This is a genomic window from Streptomyces sp. NPDC005799 (assembly GCF_040630525.1).
In the GTDB taxonomy this organism is placed as follows: Bacteria; Actinomycetota; Actinomycetes; order Streptomycetales; family Streptomycetaceae; genus Streptomyces; species Streptomyces griseorubiginosus_B.
Genome location: NZ_JBEXXQ010000056.1, coordinates 21,709 through 41,262, shown reverse-complemented (window position 1 = coordinate 41,262; position 19,554 = coordinate 21,709). Strand labels below are relative to the sequence as shown.

Below are 19,554 nucleotides of genomic sequence, written 5' to 3'. Positions count from 1 at the left end.
GAGCGCGCCCCGCCCCTGCCGAGGCGTGGGCCCGCCGAACGGCAGCCGCAACGTCCGGGAGGCGAGCAGCCACCGCCCGCCGACGCGCCGGAAGGTGTCCTCGTAGTGACCGACCTGCACGGGTGCGCCGGCCGGCACCATGCCGCCGTCCCAGCCCTCGATCCGGTACGTGGTGAAGTACGAGGTCGCCTCGGCCGTGTCCTCGGACGTCACCGTGACACGGATGTTGGACATGATCCGCCGCGAGAGCTTGTCCGAGGGGCGCGCGCCGAAGTACGCCCGCAGCGCCTCCCGCCCTTCCGACCGGCGTCCGTCCCCGGGTGGGGGCCACTCCCACACCCCGTCCTCGGTGAACAGCTCGGCCACGGAGGCGGGTTCACCGAGGTCGAGTCGGTGGACGAAGTCGAGGATCAGACGTTCACAGGCGCGTTCGGCGAGAAGATGATCCATACGGACGTGGTAGCACAGGAAGCGGCCTCAGACGGCGACGTACGTCACCGGATCGCTCCCCGTCACCGCCTCGGCCCGCCCCAGCTTCACCAGTCGCCGCAGATGTGCCTCGGCCTCCGAGACGGCGATGTTCCTTGATCCGTAGGGGATTTGGTTCCAGGGTCGGTTCCACTCCATCCGCTCGGCCAGCTGCCAGGGCGTGAGGGGTTCGACGAGGAGGGAGCGCAGGTCGGTGAGCCGCTCCTCGTGGTGGTCGAGCAACTGCCGTACGCGGGCTGCCGCGTCGGTGAACAGGTACTGGTGGGCGGGGAGCACCTCGGCGGGGGCCAGCCGGCCGACACGCTCCAGGGAGTCGAGGTAGTCGCCGAGCGGGTCGGTGACCGTGGCGTCGTCGGGGTCCTCGTACAGGCCGATGTGCGGAGTGATCTCCGGGAGCAGATGGTCGCCGGAGAACAGCCGTCCCGAACCCGGGAGTTCGGCCGGATGCTGCTCCTCCAGGTGCAGGCACACATGCCCCGGTGTGTGGCCCGGCGTCCAGATCGCGCGCAGTCGCCGGCCGGGCAGGTCGAGCAGTTCGCCGGGCACGATCTCCCGGTCGGGCAGGGCGGGTGAGAAACCGGGCAGGGTGGTACGGGGGCGGGGCGTGCGCAGCGGCGCCACGTGCTCCTCCGGCGCCCCGGCCGCCGTCAGCTTGGCGGACATGTACGAGAACCACCGCCCGGGCCGGGTCTCCCGGGTGCGCCGCACGATCGCCGTGTCCGCCGCGTGCATCGCGACCCACGCGCCGGAGGCTTCCCGCACCTTGCCCGACAGTCCGTGGTGATCGGGGTGGTGATGAGTGATCACGACCCCGTGGATGTCCTCGACCGCCGTCCCGCAGCCGACGAGCCCCTGAACAAGCGTGTCCCATGACGCGGGATCGTCCCAGCCGGTGTCCACCAGCACCGGCCCCCGGTCGGTGTCGACGACATAGACCAGCGTGTGGCCGAGGGGATTGTCCGGGATGGGCACCCTGATGGACCGCACACCCCCACCATGATCGAACGTCTCCACCATCCACCCTCCGCTCCACGGCCATCGCCCACTATAACTAGAACTCGTTTCACAATGACCCGAAGCGCGGCAACACCCATGACCCTGCGAAGGAGGTCTGGCCTAGTTGAAGTGGAACTGGTATCAGTTTCTGAAACACCGTCAGAAACGAGGGCAGTGGCGATGGCCGAGCTCGTGGAACACGGACAGCTGTTCATCGGCGGCGAACTGACCGATCCCCTGGGCGGGGACGTCATCGAGGTGATCTCGCCGCATACCGAGGAGGTCATCGGGCGGGTGCCGCACGCCTCTCGGGAGGACGTCGACCGGGCCGTGGCCGTGGCGCGGCGGGCCTTCGACGAGGGGCCCTGGCCACGGATGTCGTTGGACGAGCGGATCGAGGTCGTCACCCGGATCAAGGACGCGATCGCGGTCCGCCACGAGGAACTCGCCCGGGTCATCTCCTCCGAGAACGGGTCGCCGTACTCCTGGAGCGTCCTCGCCCAGGCGCTCGGCGCGATGATGGTCTGGGACGCGGCGATCACGGTCGCCCGCGACTTCACGTACGAGGAGAGGCGGGACGGTGTCCTCGGGAAGATCCTCGTGCGGCGGGAGCCGGTCGGGGTCGTCGCCGCCGTCGTGCCCTGGAACGTCCCGCAGTTCGTCGCCGCCGCCAAACTCGCGCCCGCGCTGCTGACCGGCTGCACGGTGATTCTGAAGCCCTCGCCGGAGTCGCCGCTGGACGCGTACATCCTGGCCGACATCACCCGCGAGGCCGGGCTGCCGGAAGGCGTGCTGTCCATCCTGCCCGCCGACCGTGAGGTCAGCGAGTACCTCGTCGGGCACCCGGACATCGACAAGGTCGCCTTCACCGGGTCGGTGGCCGCGGGCAAGCGCGTGATGGAGGTCGCCTCCCGCCATCTCACCCGTGTGACACTGGAGTTGGGCGGCAAGTCGGCCGCCGTGGTCCTGCCGGACGCGGAGGTGGCGACCACCGTCGCCGGCGTCGTCCCGGCGGCCTGGATGAACAACGGCCAGGCCTGCGTGGCCCAGACCCGCATCCTGCTGCCGCGCTCCCGCTACGACGAGTTCGCCGAGGCCTTCTCCGCGGCGGCGAGCGCCCTGGTTGTCGGCGACCCGCTGGACCCGGCGACCCAGGTCGGCCCCCTGGTGGCCCGGCGCCAGCAGCAGCGCAATCTCGACTACATCCGCATCGGGCAGGAAGAGGGCGCGAAGATCCTCACCGGCGGGGGCCGTCCGCCGGGGCTCGACAAGGGCTGGTACGTCGAGCCCACACTGTTCGGCGACGTCGACAACTCCATGCGGATCGCCCGGGAGGAGATCTTCGGCCCGGTGATCTGCCTGCTGCCCTACGGCGACGAGTCCGAGGCCCTGAAGATCGCCAACGACTCCGACTACGGGCTCAGCGGCAGCGTGTGGACGGCGGACGTGGCGCACGGGATCGAGGTCGCGAAGCAGGTCCGTACGGGCACGTACTCCGTGAACACCTTCAGCCTGGACATGCTCGGCCCCTTCGGCGGCTACAAGAACTCCGGTCTGGGGCGGGAGTTCGGGCCCGAGGGATACGGCGAGTACCTCGAACACAAGATGATCCACCTCCCGGCCGGCTGGGAGGGCTGAGCCGCCATGGGCGACCGCTGGCACGTCGAGGTCGACCGCTCCGTCTGCATCGGCTCGGCCCAGTGCGTCCACCGCGCGACGGGCGCGTTCCGCCTCGACTCCGCCATGCAGTCCCACCCGGCCGACCCGGAGACCGACGCCAACGAACGCATCCTGGACGCCGCCGAGAACTGCCCCGTGGAGGCGATCGTGATCACGCTACTGGGCAGCGGGGAGGCGGTTTTCCCACCGGAGGACGAGTAACAGGCGCCTGGCAGGCTGGTGCGACCCCCCGTACCGGTGCAACGAATCGTCGGCACCGGCGCCCGACCAGTCGAGTTTCAGGGCTTGTTCTGGGGAGCCGTCAGGTCGATCAGGCGGCATACCGTTTCGATGTCGATCTTCACCTGGGCGATGGAGGCGCGGCCCGACAGCCAGGTGATCAGGGCCGAGTGCCAGGTGTGTTCGATGACGCGGACCGCGGAGAGCTGCTCGGGGGTCGGGTTCTCCTGGCCCATCGCGTCGAGGATGATCACCGTGGTCTGACGGGAGACCTGGTCGACCTCCGGGCTCACGCTGCGGTCGGCGAAGGTCAGGGCGCGGACCATCGCGTCGGCCAGATGCGGCTCCCGCTGCAGGGCGCGGAAGGCCCGCATCAGGGTCTCCGCGACCCGCTCCGCCGCCGTCTCGCCCTGCGGGGGCTTCTTGCGGAGCGTGCCGTGCATGCGCTCCAACTGGTCCTGCATCGTGGCGACCAGCAGATGTACCTTGGACGGGAAGTAGCGGTACAGCGTGCCCAGCGCCACCTGCGAGGACTCGGCGACCTCCCGCATCTGCACCGCGTCGAAACCGCCCCGGCTGGCCAACTGCGCGCTCGCGTGCAGGATGCGGCGACGGCGCGCCTCCTGTCGCTCCGTGAGGGGCGGGGAGGCTGGGCGCCCGGTGGCTTCGAGCTTGGCTTCCACAGGCATGGATCCCGTTCCGTGACACTCGGTGAGGGCTGGTGATCGCACCGAGCCTGGCAGGGTGTGCGTCGTGGCGCGAATCACCTGATCCACTGCTCACAGTGCCCCTACCGCCCGGTAGATTCAGAGCCTCCTGGACGATCAAGTCTGAAACTTGTTCTAGATTAGCGTCCCGGCGTAATCTCGCGGGACAATGCATGCAGAAGGGGGCCCAGAGTGACCGCTGAGGCCAGTCAGGCGGGCCGCCAGGAGGATCCCGCCGCCGACGGCGAGCGACCGCTCCACATCGCGCTCCTCACCTATAAAGGGAACCCGTTCTGCGGCGGCCAGGGCGTCTACGTCCGCCATCTCTCGCGCGAACTGGCCCGCCTCGGCCACCGTGTCGAGGTCATCGGTTCCCAGCCCTATCCCGTCCTCGACGAGGGCTACGACGGCCTGTCCCTGACCGAGCTGCCGAGCCTGGACCTCTACCGCTCGCCCGACCCCTTCCGCACCCCGAAGCGCGACGAGTACCGCGACTGGATCGACGCGCTGGAGGTCGCCACCATGTGGACCGGCGGCTTCCCCGAGCCGCTGACGTTCTCCCTGCGCGCCCGCCGCCATCTGCGCGCCCGGCGCGGCGAGTTCGATGTCGTGCACGACAACCAGACCCTCGGGTACGGCCTGTTGGGGGACGTCGGCGCGCCGCTCGTCACCACCATCCACCACCCCATCACCGTGGACCGCCAGTTGGAGCTGGACGCAGCCGAGACCTGGCAGCAGCGTCTGTCCAAGCGGCGCTGGTACGCCTTCACCCGCATGCAGAAGCGCGTCGCCCGCCGGCTGCCCTCCGTGCTCACCGTCTCCGGCACCTCCCGCCAGGAGATCGTCGACCATCTCGGCGTACGGGACGACCGTATGCACGTGGTCCACATCGGCGCCGACACCGACCTCTTCTCGCCCGACGCGTCGGTCGACGTCGTCCCGGGACGGATCGTGACGACGTCCAGCGCGGACGTACCGCTGAAGGGGCTCGTCTTCCTCGTCGAGGCGCTCGCCAAGGTGCGCACCGAGCACCCCGAGGCCCACCTCGTCGTCGTCGGCACACGGCCCGCCGAGGGACCCGTCGCGCAGGCCATGGAGCGCTACGGCCTCGAGGGCGCCGTCGAGTTCGTCAAGGGCATCTCCGACGCCGAACTGGTCGACCTCGTCCGCTCGGCCCAGGTCGCCTGCGTGCCCTCGCTCTACGAGGGCTTCTCGCTGCCCGCCGCCGAAGCCATGGCGACCGGCACGCCGCTCGTCGCCACGACCGGCGGTGCCATCCCCGAGGTCGCCGGCCGTGACGGCGAGACCTGCCTCGCGGTGCCGCCCGGGGACCCGGGGGCGCTCGCGACCGCGCTGAGCCGGCTGCTGGGCGACGCCGAGCTGCGCGTACGGCTGGGTCGGGCCGGACGTGAGCGGGTGCTGGCGCGGTTCACCTGGGCCAAGGCCGCCGAGGGCACCGTCGCCCACTACCGTGCCGCCATCGCCGGGGCGCGCGGCGCGAAGGCCGGGGCGAGGTCCGCCGCTCAACCCCCGGCGAGCACGGCCGCGTCCGTACCACCAGTGGCGGCGCGACCAGCGGCCGTGACGGAGACCACCCCCACCCTCCAACCCCACGCAGACTCCGAAAGCAGGGCCACGTGCTGACCGTCGACTTCTCCCGGTTCCCGCTCGCCCCGGGCGACCGCGTCCTGGACCTCGGCTGCGGGGCCGGCCGGCACGCCTTCGAGTGCTACCGGCGCGGCGCCCAGGTCGTGGCCCTCGACCAGAACGCCGAGGAGATCCGCGAGGTCGCCAAGTGGTTCGCGGCGATGAAGGAGGCCGGGGAGGCCCCCGCCGGAGCCACCGCCACCGCGATGGAGGGCGACGCCCTCGCCCTGCCCTTCCCCGACGAGTCCTTCGACGTCGTGATCATTTCCGAGGTCATGGAGCACATCCCGGACGACAAGGGCGTACTCGCCGAGATGGTACGGGTGTTGAAGCCGGGTGGGCGCATCGCGATCACCGTCCCGCGCTACGGCCCCGAGAAGGTCTGCTGGGCCCTGTCCGACGCCTACCACGAGGTCGAGGGCGGCCACATCCGCATCTACAAGGCGGACGAACTGCTCGCGAAGATCAGGGAAGCGGGGCTCGAGCCGTACGGCACCCACCACGCGCACGCCCTGCACAGCCCCTACTGGTGGCTCAAGTGCGCGTTCGGCGTCGACAACGACAAGGCGCTGCCGGTGCAGGCGTACCACAAGCTGCTGGTCTGGGACATCATGAAGAAACCCCTGGCCACCCGGGTCGCCGAGCAGGCGCTGAACCCGCTCATCGGCAAGAGCTTCGTGGCCTACGCGACCAAGCCGCACCTTCCGGCGGTGGACGCCAAGTGACCACCCCCCGGACAGAACACCTCGTCCTGCCCGGGGTCCTCACCGCCGGGCAGGCCGCCGCGACCGTCGCCGGCATCCTCGCCCAACAGCGGGAGGACGGCGCGATCCCCTGGTTCCGGGGCCACCACCTGGACCCCTGGGACCACACCGAGGCCGCGATGGCGCTGGACGCCGCCGGTGAGCACGAGGCCGCCGAGCGGGCCTACGAGTGGCTCGCCCGGCACCAGAACGAGGACGGCTCCTGGTACGCGGCCTACGCCGACGGCGACTTCACCGACGTCACCGACCGCGGCCGCGAGACCAACTTCGTCGCCTACATCGCCGTCGGGGTCTGGCACCACTACCTCTCCACCGGCGACGACACCTTCCTCGACCGTATGTGGCCCGCTGTCTACGCCGCGATCGAGTACGTCCTCCGGCTCCAGCAGCCCGGCGGACAGATCGGCTGGAAGGGCGAGGACGACGGCACGTCCACCACGGACGCCCTCCTCACCGGCTCCTCCTCCGTCCACCACGCCCTGCGCTGCGCGCTCGCCATCGCCGAGCAGCGTGAAGAGCCGCAGCCCGACTGGGAGTTGGCGGTGGGCGTGCTGCGGCACGCGATACGCCGGCATCCGGAACGGTTCCTCGACAAGGACCGCTACTCGATGGACTGGTACTACCCCGTGCTGGGCGGCGCGTTGACCGGCAGCGAGGCCAAGTCCCGTATCGAGGAGGGCTGGGAGCGCTTCGTCGTGCCCGGGCTCGGGGTGCGCTGCGTCGTCCCCAACCCGTGGGTCACGGGCGGTGAGTCGGCCGAACTCGCCCTCACCCTCTGGGCGATGGGCGAGTCCGACCGGGCGCTGGACGTGCTCCAGTCCATCCAGCACCTGCGGGACGCGGAGAGCGGCCTGTACTGGACCGGCTACGTCTTCGAGGACAAGGCCGTCTGGCCCCAGGAACTGACCACCTGGACGGCCGGCTCCCTGCTCCTGGCCGTCGCGGCCCTGGGCGGCCACGAGGCCACGTGCGCGGTCTTCGGCGGCGACCAGTTGCCGAGGGGCCTGGAAACGGACTGCTGCGACTGAGGGCCCGTGCCGCGGGCCCTTCAGCCGGACAGTTGTGACTGGGGGCCCATTAGGCGGGCCCCCGGCGCTGTTTGGGGGCCCCGGACCCCCGGGTCGCGCGACCAGCCCTGTGGGTTGGCTGATCCGGGGGTGGGGAGGGTCGAGCATCGCCGGCGCGCGGGACTGGAGCAGGTCACGATGGACGGTCTGTGTGGCCGGGTGTGTGGCCGGGTGTGTGGCCGGCCAGCATCCGTCCTAGTGGCGCTGCATGCGGCCGGCGATGGCGTGGCCGACGAAGAGGTAGACGACTGCTGCGAGGCCGTAGCCTGCGATGACGCGAGCCCAGGCCTTGTCGAAGGTGAAGAGGTCACGGGACCAGCCGGCCAGCCAGTTGGCCGCGTTGTGGACGAACTGCACCAGATCGTTGGCGCGGTTGGCGTCCAGCAGGTACATGAGAATCCACAGGCCCAGGATGAGGGCCATGATGTCGGCGACGATCGCTATGACCGCCCCGGCTCGATTGCCGCTGCTGTATCGAGACATACCTTGCGGATTGCCGCCGGTTTCTGAATGAAACCCGGCTGATTTCGTACGCGGCGGCCCTAGGAGTTCAGCTCCGCCAGTACCCGCAGCGTATGCGGGTCCGGAGCCAGGGCCAGCAGGTCCGTCACCGGGCCCTTGCGCCACAACTCCAGCCGCTCGGCGATGCGTTCCCGCGGGCCGACCAACGAGATCTCGTCGGCGAAGGCGTCCGGCACGGCGAGCACGGCCTCCTCGCGCCGCCCGGTCAGGAACAGCTCCTGAATTCGGCGCGCCTCCTCCTCGTACCCCATCCGCGCCATCAGATCGGCGTGGAAGTTCCGGGCCGCGTGCCCCATCCCGCCGATGTAGAAGCCCAGCATGGTCTTCACCGGCAGCAGCCCTTCGCGCACGTCGTCACAGACGCGGACCTGGGCCATCGGGGCGATGAGGAACCCCTCCGGAGCCTCGGCGAGCGAGGCCTCGTACACCTCGGGGCGGGTCGGCGACCAGTACAGCGGCAGCCACCCGTCGGCGATCCGCGTCGTCTGCGCGACGTTCTTCGGCCCCTCCGCCCCGAGCAGAATCGGCAGATCCGCCCGCAGCGGATGCGTGATCGGCTTCAGCGCCTTGCCCAGCCCGGTCCCGTCCTCCCCTCGGTACGGATGCGAGTGGAACCGCCCGTCCAGCGCCACCGGCCCCTCCCGCCGCAACACCTGCCGTACGACGTCCACGTACTCCCGGGTCGCGGTCAGCGGCGACCTCGGGAACGGACGCCCGTACCAACCCTCCACCACCTGCGGCCCCGACAGCCCGAGCCCCAGCATGACCCGGCCGCCGGAGAGATGGTCGAGGGTGAGGGCGTGCATCGCGGTGGTGGTCGGCGAGCGGGCCGCCATCTGCGCAACGGCCGTCCCCAGCCTGATCCTTGACGTCTGCGCGGCGATCCAGGTCAGCGGCGTGAAGACGTCCGACCCCCACGACTCGGCGGTCCACACCGAGTCGTAGCCGAGCCGCTCGGCCTCCTGGGCCAGCGGCACATGATCGGCGGAGGGACCACGGCCCCAGTAACCGAGAGCCAGCCCGAGTCGCATGACGCCTCCCATCTGACGGTCCGTCATATTCCGGACCGGCGGCTGCGACTGTACGACAACGGCCCGCCGCCCGGAAGGGCGAGAGGCCGTGAACGACGTCGAGGCGGCTCAGCCGCGCTGAATCCCGGAGGTGTCCTGCAGCACGCCGCGCCGCCCGTCCTGCGTCTGCGCGACCAGCGCCGGACCGCGCTGCTCGACGGCCAGGTACCAGGTCCCCGGGGCGAGTTCGGCGATCGGCGTGGGCGAACCGTCCTCCGCGAACAGCGGTCGCGGCACCGGAACGGCGAACCAGAACGGCGAGAACTCCCCGGCCGGCGGCTGCGCCTGCGCCGGCTGCGGCTGAGCCGCGGCCCCGTACGGCTGCCCCGCCTGCGGCTGCCCGCCGTACTGCGCCTGCTGGCCCCCCGGGTATCCGTAGCCCCCGGGCGGCTGAGCCCCGTAGGGCTGCTGCGTCACCTGCGGCTTGGGCGCCGGGACGAGCGCGGCCTGAAGGGCGGGGACGAGAGGAGTGGCGATGGCGGCGCCGGCGAGGACGAGGGCGGCGATGAAGCCGAGGAGGAGGCCGGCGGCGGCGCTGCCCCCGGTGGGGATGTCCACCAGCGTCCAGAACAGGGCCCATGCGACGAGGACCGTGAACGCCGTGCCCACCGTGCCGAGGTCCAGACCGACGACCTTGCGCGGCTGCGGGAGCGCGCGGTTGACGACGATCAGGGCGGCACCGATCACTCCGCCCATGTAGAGGCCGAGGCCGGTACCGAGGTCGTCCCACGCGTTCGCGTCATAGCTGGCGACGCCGTCGACGGAGTAGAACTTGAGGAACGACGCGATGAACAGCAACACCGCTGCCCCGATCACCACGCCGTCGCCTCGAGTGAGGGAGCGGATATTCACTTCAGGTCCTTCGGATCAGTCGTCTCGTCGTCGGTAGACACTATCGTCCCCCCGACCAGGGTGTCTGCCGGGACCAGCCCGCCCGCCGCTAACCGCGCAGGAAACTCACGATTCCCTCAGAGATCCCCTGTGCGGCCTTCTGTCGCCAGGTGGCGCTGGTGAGGAGTGCCGCGTCCTTGCTATCGCGCATGTTGCCGCACTCGATGAACACCTTGGGAACCGTTGACAGATTGAGACCGCCGAGGTCCTTACGCGTGACGAGACCGGTGCCGTCGCCGATGTAGTTGGACGGCGGTTCGCCCGTGACGCGTACGAAGTTGCCCGCGACGCGCTCGCCGAGGTCGGCGGAGGGGGCGACGATGGCGCGGGTGTCGGCGGCGCCCGCGTGCACGATGCCCGGCAGGATGACGTGGAAGCCGCGGTCACCGGCCGCCGCGCCGTCCGCGTGGATGGAGATCGCCGCGTCGGCCTGGGCCACGTTGCCGATACGGGCGCGCTGGTCGACGCAAGGGCCCCAGGACGGTGAGCCGTTGTCATGGGTCAGCTTCACGGTCGCGCCCTGCTTCTCCAGCAGCGCCTTCAGCCGGTGCGAGACGTCCAGCGTGAACTGGGCCTCCGTGTAACCCGCGTTGGTGGAGGTGCCCGTGGTGTCGCACTCCTTGAAGTTCGTCCCGATGTTCACCTTGCGGTTGATCTCGGCCGTGTGCTGGAAGTTGCCGGGATTGTGGCCCGGGTCGATCACGATGACCTTGCCCTTGAGGGAACCGGAGGCGGCGGGCGCGGATGCGGCGGGCGCGGAGGAAGTGGGGGAGGCCAGGGTCGGCTTGGGGCTGTCCGGCTGCTTGGCGTCGTCGCTGGGTGAGGAGGCGGCGGCACCGGGGGACGTACCCGCCGTGGACGACCGTACCGTCGCCTGGTCCGAGCCCTTGCCGTCGTCGCCCGACCCGCCCACGGCCGCGTACACGAGCCACCCGAGCAACGCCCCCGGCACGAGCGCGGCGAGCGCGACGGTGAGGGGGCCGCGGCGGGGACGGCGGGGCTGGGGTGGATCGAAGTCCGGTCCTACGTACGACACGCCTGCCACCCTAGCGGGCTGCCTGGGTCTTGCCCCTCAGCCGCCGAAGTCGACGATGTCGCATTTGGCCATCCGTCCGACGCCTCGCCTGATGCGGGAGTCGGTGGTCACCAGCGTGAGACCGAGAACCTCGGCCAGGGCGACGTATGTCGCGTCATACACCGACAGGTTCGCTGCCAGCGTGCGCACGCGTGCCGTGAGGGGAAGCGCGGGATGGCGAGTCAGGGGCAGGTCGGCGAACTCCTTCAAGTAGCGATCCACGTCGGGTTTTCCGAGCTTCGGCTTGCCGCCTCTGGTGCCTTTGCCCATGCCGATCACCGACGAGGCCACCTCCGTGTCGATCAGATACGGGGCGTGGATCTCGTCCTCGCTCGCGATCCGCTCGCGCACGCGACCGCCGAGTGCGCCGTTGGAGGTGAGGAACTCTGTGACCGCGGAGGCGTCGACGACAATCAACGGCCCCGCCGTCCTTCGTCCAGAGCGGCGAGGACGTCCTCATGGTCGACCTGGTCACTCGCGTAGCGCTCGGCGCGAGCGGCCATCTCGGCCAGACTGGGTTTGGACGCCTCCCGGAGTATGAGGCCGAGAAGGTATCCCTGAAGTGACTGGCCGGCTTCGGCCGCGCGGATCTTTATGGTGCGAGCGATGTCGTCGGGGACGTCCCGCACGGTGAAGGCAGTCGTCATGACTGCATTTTATCGTCGATGCCGTCATTTCGCAGTCATTCGAATGGCGGACGCCCCGCCCCGCGTCAGATCCCCGCCCCCGTCCGCCGTAGCACGCGCAGCGATTCGGTCGCCGAGACCTCCGTGAAGGCACCGGACTTCAGGGCCCGGAGGTAGACGCGGTACGGCGCCTGGCCGGTGAACTCGTCCTCGGGGTCCGGGAAGACGTCGTGGATGAGCAGCAGCCCGCCCTCGGCGACGTGCGGGGCCCAGCCCTCGTAGTCGGCGGTGGCGTGCTCGTCGGTGTGACCCCCGTCGATGAAGACGAACCCCAGGGGAGTGCCCCAGAACTGGGCGATCTGAGGCGACCGCCCCACCAGCGCCACGACATCCTCCTCCAGCCCGGCCCGGTACAGCGTCCGCCGGAACGTCGGCAGCGTGTCCATCAGCCCGATCTCCGGGTCGACGGTCTCCGGGTCGTGGTACTCCCACCCGGGCTGCTGCTCCTCGCTGCCGCGGTGATGATCCGCGGTCAACGCCACCACCCCGGCCTGCCGGGCCGCGTCGGCGAGGAGGATGGTGGACCGCCCGCAGTACGTGCCCACTTCCAGCAGCGGAAGCCCCAGGGCCCCCGCCTCAACCGCGGCCGCGTACAACGCCAGCCCTTCCCCCACGGGCATGAACCCCTTGGCCGCTTCAAAGGCGGCAAGAATCTCCGGCTTGGGTGCCGAGGTCATGGGGTCCCCTCCAGTCAGTACGGGCGTCTGGGGGCCCATGCTGCCGCACCCCCGGCCGACAATTCGACAGGGGGTGTGGGCAATGCTTTCAGGGGCGCGGGGCTGTATCGATATGCGGCTCCGCCGCGTGGGCGCGACAAGCCACAACGAACCCGCAGCCGCCAAACGACAGAACTCCCCGAGCTCTACGCGCTAACAGTCTCCCCAGGCAGCGAAAGATCCAGATCCACCGCCCGTTCCTCCCCGGAATGCGACGCGGCAGACGCAAGCGGCCCGTGCCCGAACGCCCTCGCGGCCAGTACATACGTACCTTCCGCCGGTACCGCGAGCTCATAACTGCCGTTGTCATCGGAGACCGCGGCCCCCGCCTGCCGCCCCCGCCGGTCGATCAACGTCACCTTGGCCCTAGCCACCGGCGCACCCTCGGCGTCCAGGACGCGTCCGCGGAACCCCCGCAGCGCCTCCTCGGCCCGCTCCAGCGCCGCGTCCTCCTCGCTGCTGGCCCGCAGCTGCGGCGCCCGGTTCGGCTTCGGGAGGAACAGGGCCATCAGCAGGCCGATCGCCACCGCACCCGTCGCGATCAGGAAGGAGACCCGGAAGCCGTGCATGGTCGGTATCTCGACCCCGCCGACGTTCTTCGCGGTGTTGGCCAGCACCATCCCGATGACGGCGCTCGACACGGACGTACCGATGGAGCGCATCAGGGTGTTGAGGCCGTTCGCCGCCCCCGTCTCCGAGGCCGGGACCGCGCCCACGATCAGCGCGGGAAGTGAGGAGTACGCGAGGCCGATGCCCGCGCCGAGGACGACCGCGATGACCAGGCTCTGCCAGGCCGCGCTCATCAGGCCGAGCCCCGCGCCGTAGCCGATGGCGATGATCAGCATGCCGAGGATCAGGGTGACCTTGGGGCCGTACTTGGCCGAGAGGCGGGCGTACACCGGCGCCGTGAACATCATCGTCAGGCCCAGCGGGGCGACCAGCAGACCCGCGACGACCATCGACTGGCCGAGGCCGTAGCCCGTCGCCTTCGGGAGCTGGAGCAGCTGGGGAAGGACGAGCGAGACGACGTAGAAGGAGACACCGACCATGATCGAGGCCAGGTTGGTGAAGAGGACCGCCGGGCGGGCGGTGGTACGCAGGTCGACGAGGGGCGCGGCGGAGCGCAGCTCGAACAGGCCCCACAGGACGAGGACGATCGCGGACGCGGCGAACATGCCGAGCGTGGTGCCGGAGGTCCAGCCCCAGTCGCTGCCCTTGGTGATCGGCAGGAGGAAGAGGACCAGGCCGGCCGAGAGGCCGATCGCGCCCAGGACGTCGAAGGTGCCCTCGGCGCGCATCGGGGACTCCGGTACGACGAGGAGGGTGAGCACGATGGAGAGGACGCCGAGGCCGGCGGCGCCGTAGAAGAGGGCGTGCCAGTTGGCGTGCTGGGCGACCAGGGCGGCGAGCGGCAGGGCGAGTCCGCCGCCGACGCCTATCGAGGAGCTCATCAGCGCCATCGCGGAGCCGAGCTTCTCGCGGGGCAGCATGTCGCGCATCAGGCCGATGCCGAGCGGGATGGCACCCATCGCGAAGCCCTGGAGCGTACGGCCGACGATCATCGGGAGCAGGGTGCTGGTGAAGGCGCTGACCAGGGCGCCGACCACCATCAGGGCGATGCTGAGGATCAGCATGCGCCGCTTGCCGTACAGGTCGCCGAGGCGGCCCATGATCGGGGTGGCCACGGCTCCGGAGAGCAGCGTCGAGGTCAGGACCCAGGTGGCGTTGCTCGGCGCGGTGTCCAGCAGCTGCGGCAGGTCCTTGATCACCGGGACGAGCAGGGTCTGCATCACCGCGACAACGATCCCCGCGAAGGCGAGCACGGGGACCACGGCCCCGCTCGCTCTCCGGGCGGGCTGGTCGTTCGTCGTGTGGGTCATGGGGTGAGGCCTCCAGTGAAGATAAGTGCTGGGTAAACCTCGTATGCACGGGCAACTATTCCGTTGCTTCGAGCCTCTAATCAATTCTTGACCGGGTCATGGGAATCTGATCATTCGTCAGCTCTGGTCATCGAATGAAACGTGTTCTAATCTCGCGCGCCATGAGGGCATATGTGGCCGGGGTCGGGATGACCAAGTTCGAGAAGCCCGAGACCCGTGACTGGCAGTACTGGGACATGGTGCGGGAGGCGGTCGGGGCCGCGCTCACGGACGCGGGGGTTGCGTACGACGAGGTGGAACAGGTTCCCGTCGGCTACTGCTTCCAGCCCTCAACCGCCGGCCAGCGCGCCGCGTATGAGCTGGGTCTCACGGGCGTCCCGGTCTACAACGTCAACAACAACTGCGCGACCGGCTCCACGGCCCTGATGCTCGCCCGGCAGCTGGTCGAGGGCGGATCGGCGGACTGCGTACTCGCGCTGGGCTTCGAGAAGATGAAGAGGGGCGCGCTGGGCGGGGGAGCCGATGGCGGAGACTTCTCGACCTCGCCCGTCGCCCGGCACTACGGGATCATGGCCGCCCGGCACGGCTTCGAGATGACCCCGCCCACCGCCCAGATCTTCGGCGACGCGGCCCGCGAGCACATGGAGAAGTACGGCACGACGGAGGCGCAGCTCGCCGCCGTGGCCGCAAAGAACCACCGGCACTCGGCGCACAACCCGAACGCGCAGTTCCGGGACGTGTACGAGGTGGCGGACATCCTCGCCGCCCGTACCGTGCACCACCCGCTCACCAAGCTGCAGTGCTCGCCGACATCGGACGGGGCCGCCGCGGCCGTGGTGGTCTCGGAACGGTTCGCGGAGAGGCGGGGGCTGACCGGACTCGTCGAGATCGTCGCGCAGGCCATGACCACCGACACCGAGGAGTCCTTCGCCTCCGGCTCCTGCATCGACGTCGTCGGACAGCCCATGTCCCGGGAGGCGGCCCGGCAGGTGTACGAGCGGTCCGGGCTCGGCATCGAGGACGTGGACGTCGTCGAGCTGCACGACTGCTTCTCCGTCAACGAGTTGCTGACGTACGAGGCGCTCGGGATGTGCGGGGAGGGGGAGTCCGGCAAGCTCGTCGAGTCCGGGGCGACCACGTACGGCGGTCGGTGGGTGGTGAACCCGTCCGGCGGCCTGATCTCCAAGGGGCATCCCCTGGGCGCGACCGGCATCGCCCAGGTGGCCGAACTCGTCTGGCAGGTGAGGGGCGAGGCAGGGGAGCGGCAGGTCCCGGGCGCGAGGATCGGGCTCGCGCACAACATCGGGCTGGGCGGGGCGGCGGTGGTGACACTGCTGCGCGCGGTCGAGCCTGCGGCGGGGGCGTGAGCGAGTCGGCCGTCGCCGGGGCGGCGCCGGGCCAGGCAGGGCCTAGGTCCGGCGGATGAGGGGTGGGTGGGGCGAAATCCTGATGCAAGGGGTGTAACCGGGTTGGGAACATGACAGGCATGCTGGAAGCCGCTGACGTCACCCGGACCCCCACCCGTACCGCCTCCCCCACCTGGCTGGTGGTGGCGCTCGCCTGCGCCGGGCAGTTCCTGGTCGTGCTGGACGTGTCAGTCGTCAATGTGGCGCTGCCGTCCATGCGCGCCGACCTGGGGCTGAGCGCACAGGGCTTGCAGTGGGTGGTGAACGCATACGCGATCGCCTTCGCCGGGTTCATGCTGCTCGGCGGGCGCGCCGGGGACCTGTACGGGCGCAAGCGGATGTTCCTGGTCGGGCTCGGCCTGTTCACGCTGGCCTCGCTCGGCGGCGGGCTCGCTCAGCAGGGCGGCGAGCTGCTGATCGCACGGGCCGTGCAGGGGCTGGGGGCCGCGGTGCTCGCGCCCTCGACCCTCACGATCCTCACCTCCGCCGTGCCGGAGGGAGCGGCGCGGATGCGGGCGATCGCGACCTGGAGCGCTGTCGGCGCGGGCGGCGGCGCCGCCGGCGGGCTGGTCGGCGGTGCGCTGGTGGACGGGCTGTCGTGGCGCTGGGTACTGCTGATCAACGTGCCGGTCGGGGCCGTGGTGCTGGCCGGTTCCCTGCGATGGCTCGCGGAGAGCCGCAACGGGGACGGACGCAGGCTGGACCTCCCGGGCGCGGTCCTGGTCACGGCCGGGCTCGCGACTCTCGCGTACGGCATCTCGCAGACCGAGGCCAAGGGCTGGACGGCCGCCGCGACCCTGCTGCCGCTGGCCGCCGGACTGGCCCTGATCGCGGTGTTCCTGCTCGTCGAGGCGCGTACGACGGCCCCGCTGATGCCGCTCGGGCTGTTCCGGGTGCGGGCCGTGTCGTCGGCGAACGCGTCGATGTTCCTGACCGGGTTCGCGATGTTCTGCATGTGGTACTTCATGACGCTGTACGCGCAGAACGTGCTCGACTACTCCCCGCTGGAGGCGGGGCTCGCGCTGGTGCCGAGCTCCCTGGCGATCGTGCTCGGCTCGAAGCTCGCGCCGCGGTTCATGCCGGTGCTGGGCGCGCGGAACCTGGCCGCGCTGGGGACGCTGATCGCGGTGGCGGGCTTTGCCTGGCAGTCGGCGATGACGTCGAGGGGCGCGTACCTGACCGAGATCATGTTCCCCGGGATCCTGATGATGCTGGGCGCCGGACTGACCGCGACCCCGCTCGCCGCCCTCGCCACCTCGGGGGCGGCACCGGGGGAGGCCGGGCTGGTCTCCGGGCTGATCAACACCTCGCGCACGATGGGCGGTTCACTGGGTCTCGCGGTGATGTCGACGATCGCCGCCGCGCGCACCGGCGACAGCGGGACACCCGGGGCGCTGACGGACGGCTACGCGCTGGTGTTCCGTACGGGAGTAGGGGTGCTGCTCGCCGGGGTGGCGCTGATGCTGGTGTGGCTGCCGCGGAAGACGGCGGCGGAAAAGGCGAAAAAGGCGGGAACGGCAGGAACGGCGGAAGCGGCGGAAGCGGCGGGAACGGCGGGAACGGGGACGGGTTCGAAGAGTTCGGCGGGGTGAGGCAACGGTTCGGGCCGCCCATGGACTCCTTTGTATGTCTAGGAGGTGCCCATGGGGGATCGCAAGGAAGCTCGGGACACGGAGTTCCAGAGCTTTTTCATCGGCCGCTGGCCGCGGCTGCTGCGGACGGCATTTCTCCTCACGGGGGAGCAACACGCCGCCGAGGACCTGGTCCAGTCGACGTTCGAGCAGGTCTACGTGGCCTGGCGCAAGGTCGGCTCGGCGGACGATCCGGAGGCGTACGTACGGCGCGTGATGATCAACGCGCACAACCGCAAACACCGCAGAAGGCTGCGGGAGTTCCTCGCGCCGAAGGACGACTCGGGGCTGGTGCGCGAGGTCGCCGACACCGGTGACCGCATCGCGCAGGCCGACGACCGAGGGGTTCTGCTGAAGGCGCTGGCCGAGTTGCCGGCCCGACAGCGCGAGGCGGTGGTCCTGCGGTACTGGGAGGACCTGACGGAGACCCAGGTGGCCGAGGCGATGGGCTGCTCGGTGGGCACGGTCAAGAGCAACGCGGCCAAGGGGCTCGCGAAACTCCGTGCCATACCGGGACTGGCCGACATGGTGACCCGGCCCGGCCCTGTGGAGGCCCGGCCCGGCCATGAGGAGCGGCCTCTTTTGACTGACCCGAGCGGGGGGCGGAACTGATGGGTGCGGAGCGGGAAGCGAGCCACGACATGACGGACACGGACATCGCCCTCCTGCTGGCCGACGCGGCGGACGGGGTCGAGATCGGTATAGCCCCCACGCAGGCGGTGATCCGCGGTGGCCGACGGCGCCGGGCCCGGCGCTGGGCGGTGGCCGCTGGTGCGGCGCTGGCGCTCGCCGGGACGACGGGCGCGGTGGCGCTGACAGGGCTGCCAGGCGGGGACGGGGGGCGGGTGACGCCGGCGGTCACGCACCCGCCGGTGCACGTCTCCCTCACCGAGCCGCACCGTACGCAGTTGGCGAGCGGGGTGGAGGACGGCAAGGACTGGCAGGTCTACGTCGACGTGTGGGACGCACCGCGGAACAAGGAGGAGGCGGAGGCCCAGTTGATGGCGATGAGCGGATACAAGGGCGAATGGCCCGCGTCCGTGCGTACGGCCGCCGATCTGGTGGGCAAGACGACGTACTTCGTGCAGCGCAGCTACCAGGGCGACGAATCGGTGGTGATCGAGAACTCGCTGCCCAAGGGGTCGGCCCAGCTCAGCACGGACATGGACGCCGGTGCGATCGGCTTGACGCCGGGCTCCAAGTCGCCTCAACGGCTTGTGATCGGCCGGATCGCCAAGACCGCCCAGGAGGTCACCTGCGACTGGAAGGACGGAACGGGCACGGTCCTGCAAAGGGTCACCGGACAACTGTCCAACGGCGACTTCAAGCAAGGTATCCGCACGGCCGAGGGCTCCCAGGACCGCTGGTTCGTGTGCCTGGCACCGAAGAGGACGGCCTACCAGCAAGCACGGGTGACGGGGCCGTCGTGGTGACGGCTCACAGCCAGCCCTGCTGACGGGCCTCCCGCATCGCCTCCATCCGGTTGCGGGTGCCCGTCTTGCCGATGGCCGAGGACAGGTAGTTGCGGACCGTGGACTCGGACAGATGCAGCTTGGTGGCGATGTCGGCGACCGTCGCGCCGTCCACGGACGCCTTCAGTACGTCGCACTCGCGGGCGGTCAGCGGATTCGGCCCGGCGCTGAGCGCGGCCGCGGCGAGCGCGGGGTCGATCACGGTTTCGCCGGTCAGCACCCGGCGGATCGCGGCCGCCAGTTCCTCGACGGGACCGTCCTTGACGAGGAAACCGGCGGCTCCGGCCTCCATGGCGCGGCGCAGATAGCCGGGGCGTCCGAAGGTGGTGAGTATCAGCACCCGGCAGTCCGGTACCTGCTCGCGCAGGTCGGCCGCGGCGTCCAGGCCGCTGCGGACGGGCAGTTCGATGTCCAGCAGGGCCACGTCCGGACGGTGGGTCAGGGCCGCGTCCACGATCGCGTCGCCGGAGGCCACCTGGGCGACGACGGTCATGTCCGGCTCCATGCCGAGCAGTAAGGCGAGCGCGCCCCGCATCATCCCCTGGTCCTCGGCGAGCAGCACCCGCACGTTCTTCGCCGGGCGACGGTCCCGGGGCATCTCGTCCACGGGGCAAGGGTAGGGCGCGGCCGTGCCGG

At 70.4% G+C, this 19,554-nt stretch carries 20 protein-coding genes and 1 pseudogene; 9 read left to right on the top strand and 12 right to left on the bottom strand.

The features are described from left to right. Window positions 1–18: 18 nt before the first annotated feature. Together ABZ453_RS39880 and ABZ453_RS39875 are read right to left on the bottom strand one after the other, a co-directional pair. Window positions 19–450, bottom strand: a pseudogene (locus tag ABZ453_RS39880) (nuclear transport factor 2 family protein); the annotation flags it as partial. A gap of 27 nt (window positions 451–477) precedes the next feature. After that, the gene (locus tag ABZ453_RS39875) at window positions 478–1,506 is read right to left on the bottom strand and encodes an MBL fold metallo-hydrolase (protein ID WP_359023140.1); all 1,029 of its coding nucleotides are present in this window, start codon (window positions 1,504–1,506) and stop codon (window positions 478–480) included. 159 nt (window positions 1,507–1,665) lie between these two features. Between ABZ453_RS39875 and ABZ453_RS39870 the strand changes: the two genes are divergently transcribed. Further along, on the top strand, window positions 1,666–3,123 hold the full coding sequence (locus tag ABZ453_RS39870) for an aldehyde dehydrogenase (protein WP_359023139.1): 1,458 nt from the start codon (window positions 1,666–1,668) through the stop codon (window positions 3,121–3,123). 6 nt (window positions 3,124–3,129) lie between these two features. Then, entirely contained in the window at window positions 3,130–3,366 is a 237-nt protein-coding gene (locus ABZ453_RS39865; protein WP_359023137.1) for a ferredoxin, read from the top strand. Window positions 3,367–3,443: 77 nt separating this feature from the next. Here ABZ453_RS39865 and ABZ453_RS39860 read toward each other — a convergent pair whose 3' ends face one another. Then, on the bottom strand, window positions 3,444–4,073 hold the full coding sequence (locus ABZ453_RS39860) for a TetR family transcriptional regulator (protein ID WP_359023135.1): 630 nt from the start codon (window positions 4,071–4,073) through the stop codon (window positions 3,444–3,446). 210 nt (window positions 4,074–4,283) lie between these two features. Here ABZ453_RS39860 and ABZ453_RS39855 point away from each other — a divergent pair, with 210 nt between their 5' ends. Genes ABZ453_RS39855 through ABZ453_RS39845 form a run of 3 tightly spaced genes read left to right on the top strand, consistent with a single transcriptional unit; the run spans window position 4,284 to window position 7,530 of the window. Further along, window positions 4,284–5,735, top strand: a complete 1,452-nt coding sequence (locus ABZ453_RS39855) for a glycosyltransferase family 4 protein (protein WP_359023133.1) — start codon at window positions 4,284–4,286, stop codon at window positions 5,733–5,735. Beyond that, on the top strand, window positions 5,729–6,463 hold the full coding sequence (locus ABZ453_RS39850) for a class I SAM-dependent methyltransferase (RefSeq protein WP_359023131.1): 735 nt from the start codon (window positions 5,729–5,731) through the stop codon (window positions 6,461–6,463). Before ABZ453_RS39855 ends, ABZ453_RS39850 begins: the two co-directional genes overlap by 7 nt. Then, window positions 6,460–7,530, top strand: coding sequence for a prenyltransferase/squalene oxidase repeat-containing protein (locus tag ABZ453_RS39845; RefSeq protein ID WP_359023129.1), 1,071 nt, complete (start codon window positions 6,460–6,462; stop codon window positions 7,528–7,530). Before ABZ453_RS39850 ends, ABZ453_RS39845 begins: the two co-directional genes overlap by 4 nt. A gap of 234 nt (window positions 7,531–7,764) precedes the next feature. On the opposite strand, the gene ABZ453_RS39840 is transcribed toward ABZ453_RS39845, so the two are convergent. The 8 genes from ABZ453_RS39840 to ABZ453_RS39805 form a co-directional block, all read right to left on the bottom strand. Continuing rightward, window positions 7,765–8,052, bottom strand: coding sequence for a hypothetical protein (locus ABZ453_RS39840; protein ID WP_133041315.1), 288 nt, complete (start codon window positions 8,050–8,052; stop codon window positions 7,765–7,767). A 59-nt stretch (window positions 8,053–8,111) separates the two neighbouring features. Next, on the bottom strand, window positions 8,112–9,122 hold the full coding sequence (locus ABZ453_RS39835; RefSeq protein ID WP_359023126.1) for an LLM class F420-dependent oxidoreductase: 1,011 nt from the start codon (window positions 9,120–9,122) through the stop codon (window positions 8,112–8,114). Window positions 9,123–9,230: 108 nt separating this feature from the next. Then, on the bottom strand, window positions 9,231–10,013 hold the full coding sequence (locus tag ABZ453_RS39830) for a hypothetical protein (RefSeq protein ID WP_359023124.1): 783 nt from the start codon (window positions 10,011–10,013) through the stop codon (window positions 9,231–9,233). A gap of 88 nt (window positions 10,014–10,101) precedes the next feature. Then, on the bottom strand, window positions 10,102–11,088 hold the full coding sequence (locus tag ABZ453_RS39825; protein ID WP_359023122.1) for an N-acetylmuramoyl-L-alanine amidase: 987 nt from the start codon (window positions 11,086–11,088) through the stop codon (window positions 10,102–10,104). A gap of 36 nt (window positions 11,089–11,124) precedes the next feature. Next, window positions 11,125–11,544: a type II toxin-antitoxin system VapC family toxin gene (locus ABZ453_RS39820; RefSeq protein ID WP_359023120.1), complete on the bottom strand. Its 420-nt coding sequence runs from the start codon at window positions 11,542–11,544 to the stop codon at window positions 11,125–11,127. Beyond that, on the bottom strand, window positions 11,541–11,774 hold the full coding sequence (locus ABZ453_RS39815) for an antitoxin (RefSeq protein WP_359023118.1): 234 nt from the start codon (window positions 11,772–11,774) through the stop codon (window positions 11,541–11,543). Before ABZ453_RS39815 ends, ABZ453_RS39820 begins: the two co-directional genes overlap by 4 nt. 65 nt (window positions 11,775–11,839) lie before the next feature. Further along, a complete protein-coding gene (locus tag ABZ453_RS39810; RefSeq protein ID WP_359023116.1) occupies window positions 11,840–12,490 on the bottom strand; it encodes a class I SAM-dependent methyltransferase in 651 nt (216 codons plus the stop codon). 185 nt (window positions 12,491–12,675) lie between these two features. Then, the gene (locus ABZ453_RS39805; protein ID WP_359023114.1) at window positions 12,676–14,409 is read right to left on the bottom strand and encodes an MFS transporter; all 1,734 of its coding nucleotides are present in this window, start codon (window positions 14,407–14,409) and stop codon (window positions 12,676–12,678) included. A 161-nt stretch (window positions 14,410–14,570) separates the two neighbouring features. Between ABZ453_RS39805 and ABZ453_RS39800 the strand changes: the two genes are divergently transcribed. The 4 genes from ABZ453_RS39800 (at window position 14,571) to ABZ453_RS39785 (ending at window position 18,879) form a co-directional block, all read left to right on the top strand. Next, window positions 14,571–15,776: a lipid-transfer protein gene (locus ABZ453_RS39800; RefSeq protein WP_359023112.1), complete on the top strand. Its 1,206-nt coding sequence runs from the start codon at window positions 14,571–14,573 to the stop codon at window positions 15,774–15,776. Window positions 15,777–15,895: 119 nt separating this feature from the next. Then, window positions 15,896–17,407: a DHA2 family efflux MFS transporter permease subunit gene (locus ABZ453_RS39795; protein ID WP_359023110.1), complete on the top strand. Its 1,512-nt coding sequence runs from the start codon at window positions 15,896–15,898 to the stop codon at window positions 17,405–17,407. Window positions 17,408–17,458: 51 nt separating this feature from the next. Next, window positions 17,459–18,058, top strand: coding sequence for a SigE family RNA polymerase sigma factor (locus ABZ453_RS39790; protein ID WP_359023108.1), 600 nt, complete (start codon window positions 17,459–17,461; stop codon window positions 18,056–18,058). Between the two features lie 29 nt (window positions 18,059–18,087). Next, window positions 18,088–18,879 (top strand): hypothetical protein, encoded by a 792-nt coding sequence (locus tag ABZ453_RS39785; RefSeq protein ID WP_359023106.1) that lies wholly within the window; start codon window positions 18,088–18,090, stop codon window positions 18,877–18,879. A 4-nt stretch (window positions 18,880–18,883) separates the two neighbouring features. Here ABZ453_RS39785 and ABZ453_RS39780 read toward each other — a convergent pair whose 3' ends face one another. Next, window positions 18,884–19,516 (bottom strand): response regulator transcription factor, encoded by a 633-nt coding sequence (locus ABZ453_RS39780; protein ID WP_356763728.1) that lies wholly within the window; start codon window positions 19,514–19,516, stop codon window positions 18,884–18,886. Between the last annotated feature and the right edge of the window lie 38 nt (window positions 19,517–19,554).

What these genes read in the sequence shown, in the direction of transcription:
- ABZ453_RS39875 (WP_359023140.1), bottom strand. Translation starts at nt 1,506, where the DNA reads ATGGTGGAGACGTTCGATCATGGTGGGGGTGTGCGGTCCATCAGGGTG.
- ABZ453_RS39870 (WP_359023139.1), top strand. Translation starts at nt 1,666, where the DNA reads ATGGCCGAGCTCGTGGAACACGGACAGCTGTTCATCGGCGGCGAACTG.
- ABZ453_RS39865 (WP_359023137.1), top strand. Translation starts at nt 3,130, where the DNA reads ATGGGCGACCGCTGGCACGTCGAGGTCGACCGCTCCGTCTGCATCGGC.
- ABZ453_RS39860 (WP_359023135.1), bottom strand. Translation starts at nt 4,073, where the DNA reads ATGCCTGTGGAAGCCAAGCTCGAAGCCACCGGGCGCCCAGCCTCCCCG.
- ABZ453_RS39840 (WP_133041315.1), bottom strand. Translation starts at nt 8,052, where the DNA reads ATGTCTCGATACAGCAGCGGCAATCGAGCCGGGGCGGTCATAGCGATC.
- ABZ453_RS39835 (WP_359023126.1), bottom strand. Translation starts at nt 9,122, where the DNA reads ATGCGACTCGGGCTGGCTCTCGGTTACTGGGGCCGTGGTCCCTCCGCC.
- ABZ453_RS39815 (WP_359023118.1), bottom strand. Translation starts at nt 11,774, where the DNA reads ATGACGACTGCCTTCACCGTGCGGGACGTCCCCGACGACATCGCTCGC.
- ABZ453_RS39810 (WP_359023116.1), bottom strand. Translation starts at nt 12,490, where the DNA reads ATGACCTCGGCACCCAAGCCGGAGATTCTTGCCGCCTTTGAAGCGGCC.
- ABZ453_RS39805 (WP_359023114.1), bottom strand. Translation starts at nt 14,409, where the DNA reads ATGACCCACACGACGAACGACCAGCCCGCCCGGAGAGCGAGCGGGGCC.
- ABZ453_RS39800 (WP_359023112.1), top strand. Translation starts at nt 14,571, where the DNA reads ATGAGGGCATATGTGGCCGGGGTCGGGATGACCAAGTTCGAGAAGCCC.
- ABZ453_RS39795 (WP_359023110.1), top strand. Translation starts at nt 15,896, where the DNA reads ATGCTGGAAGCCGCTGACGTCACCCGGACCCCCACCCGTACCGCCTCC.
- ABZ453_RS39790 (WP_359023108.1), top strand. Translation starts at nt 17,459, where the DNA reads ATGGGGGATCGCAAGGAAGCTCGGGACACGGAGTTCCAGAGCTTTTTC.
- ABZ453_RS39785 (WP_359023106.1), top strand. Translation starts at nt 18,088, where the DNA reads ATGACGGACACGGACATCGCCCTCCTGCTGGCCGACGCGGCGGACGGG.
- ABZ453_RS39780 (WP_356763728.1), bottom strand. Translation starts at nt 19,516, where the DNA reads ATGCCCCGGGACCGTCGCCCGGCGAAGAACGTGCGGGTGCTGCTCGCC.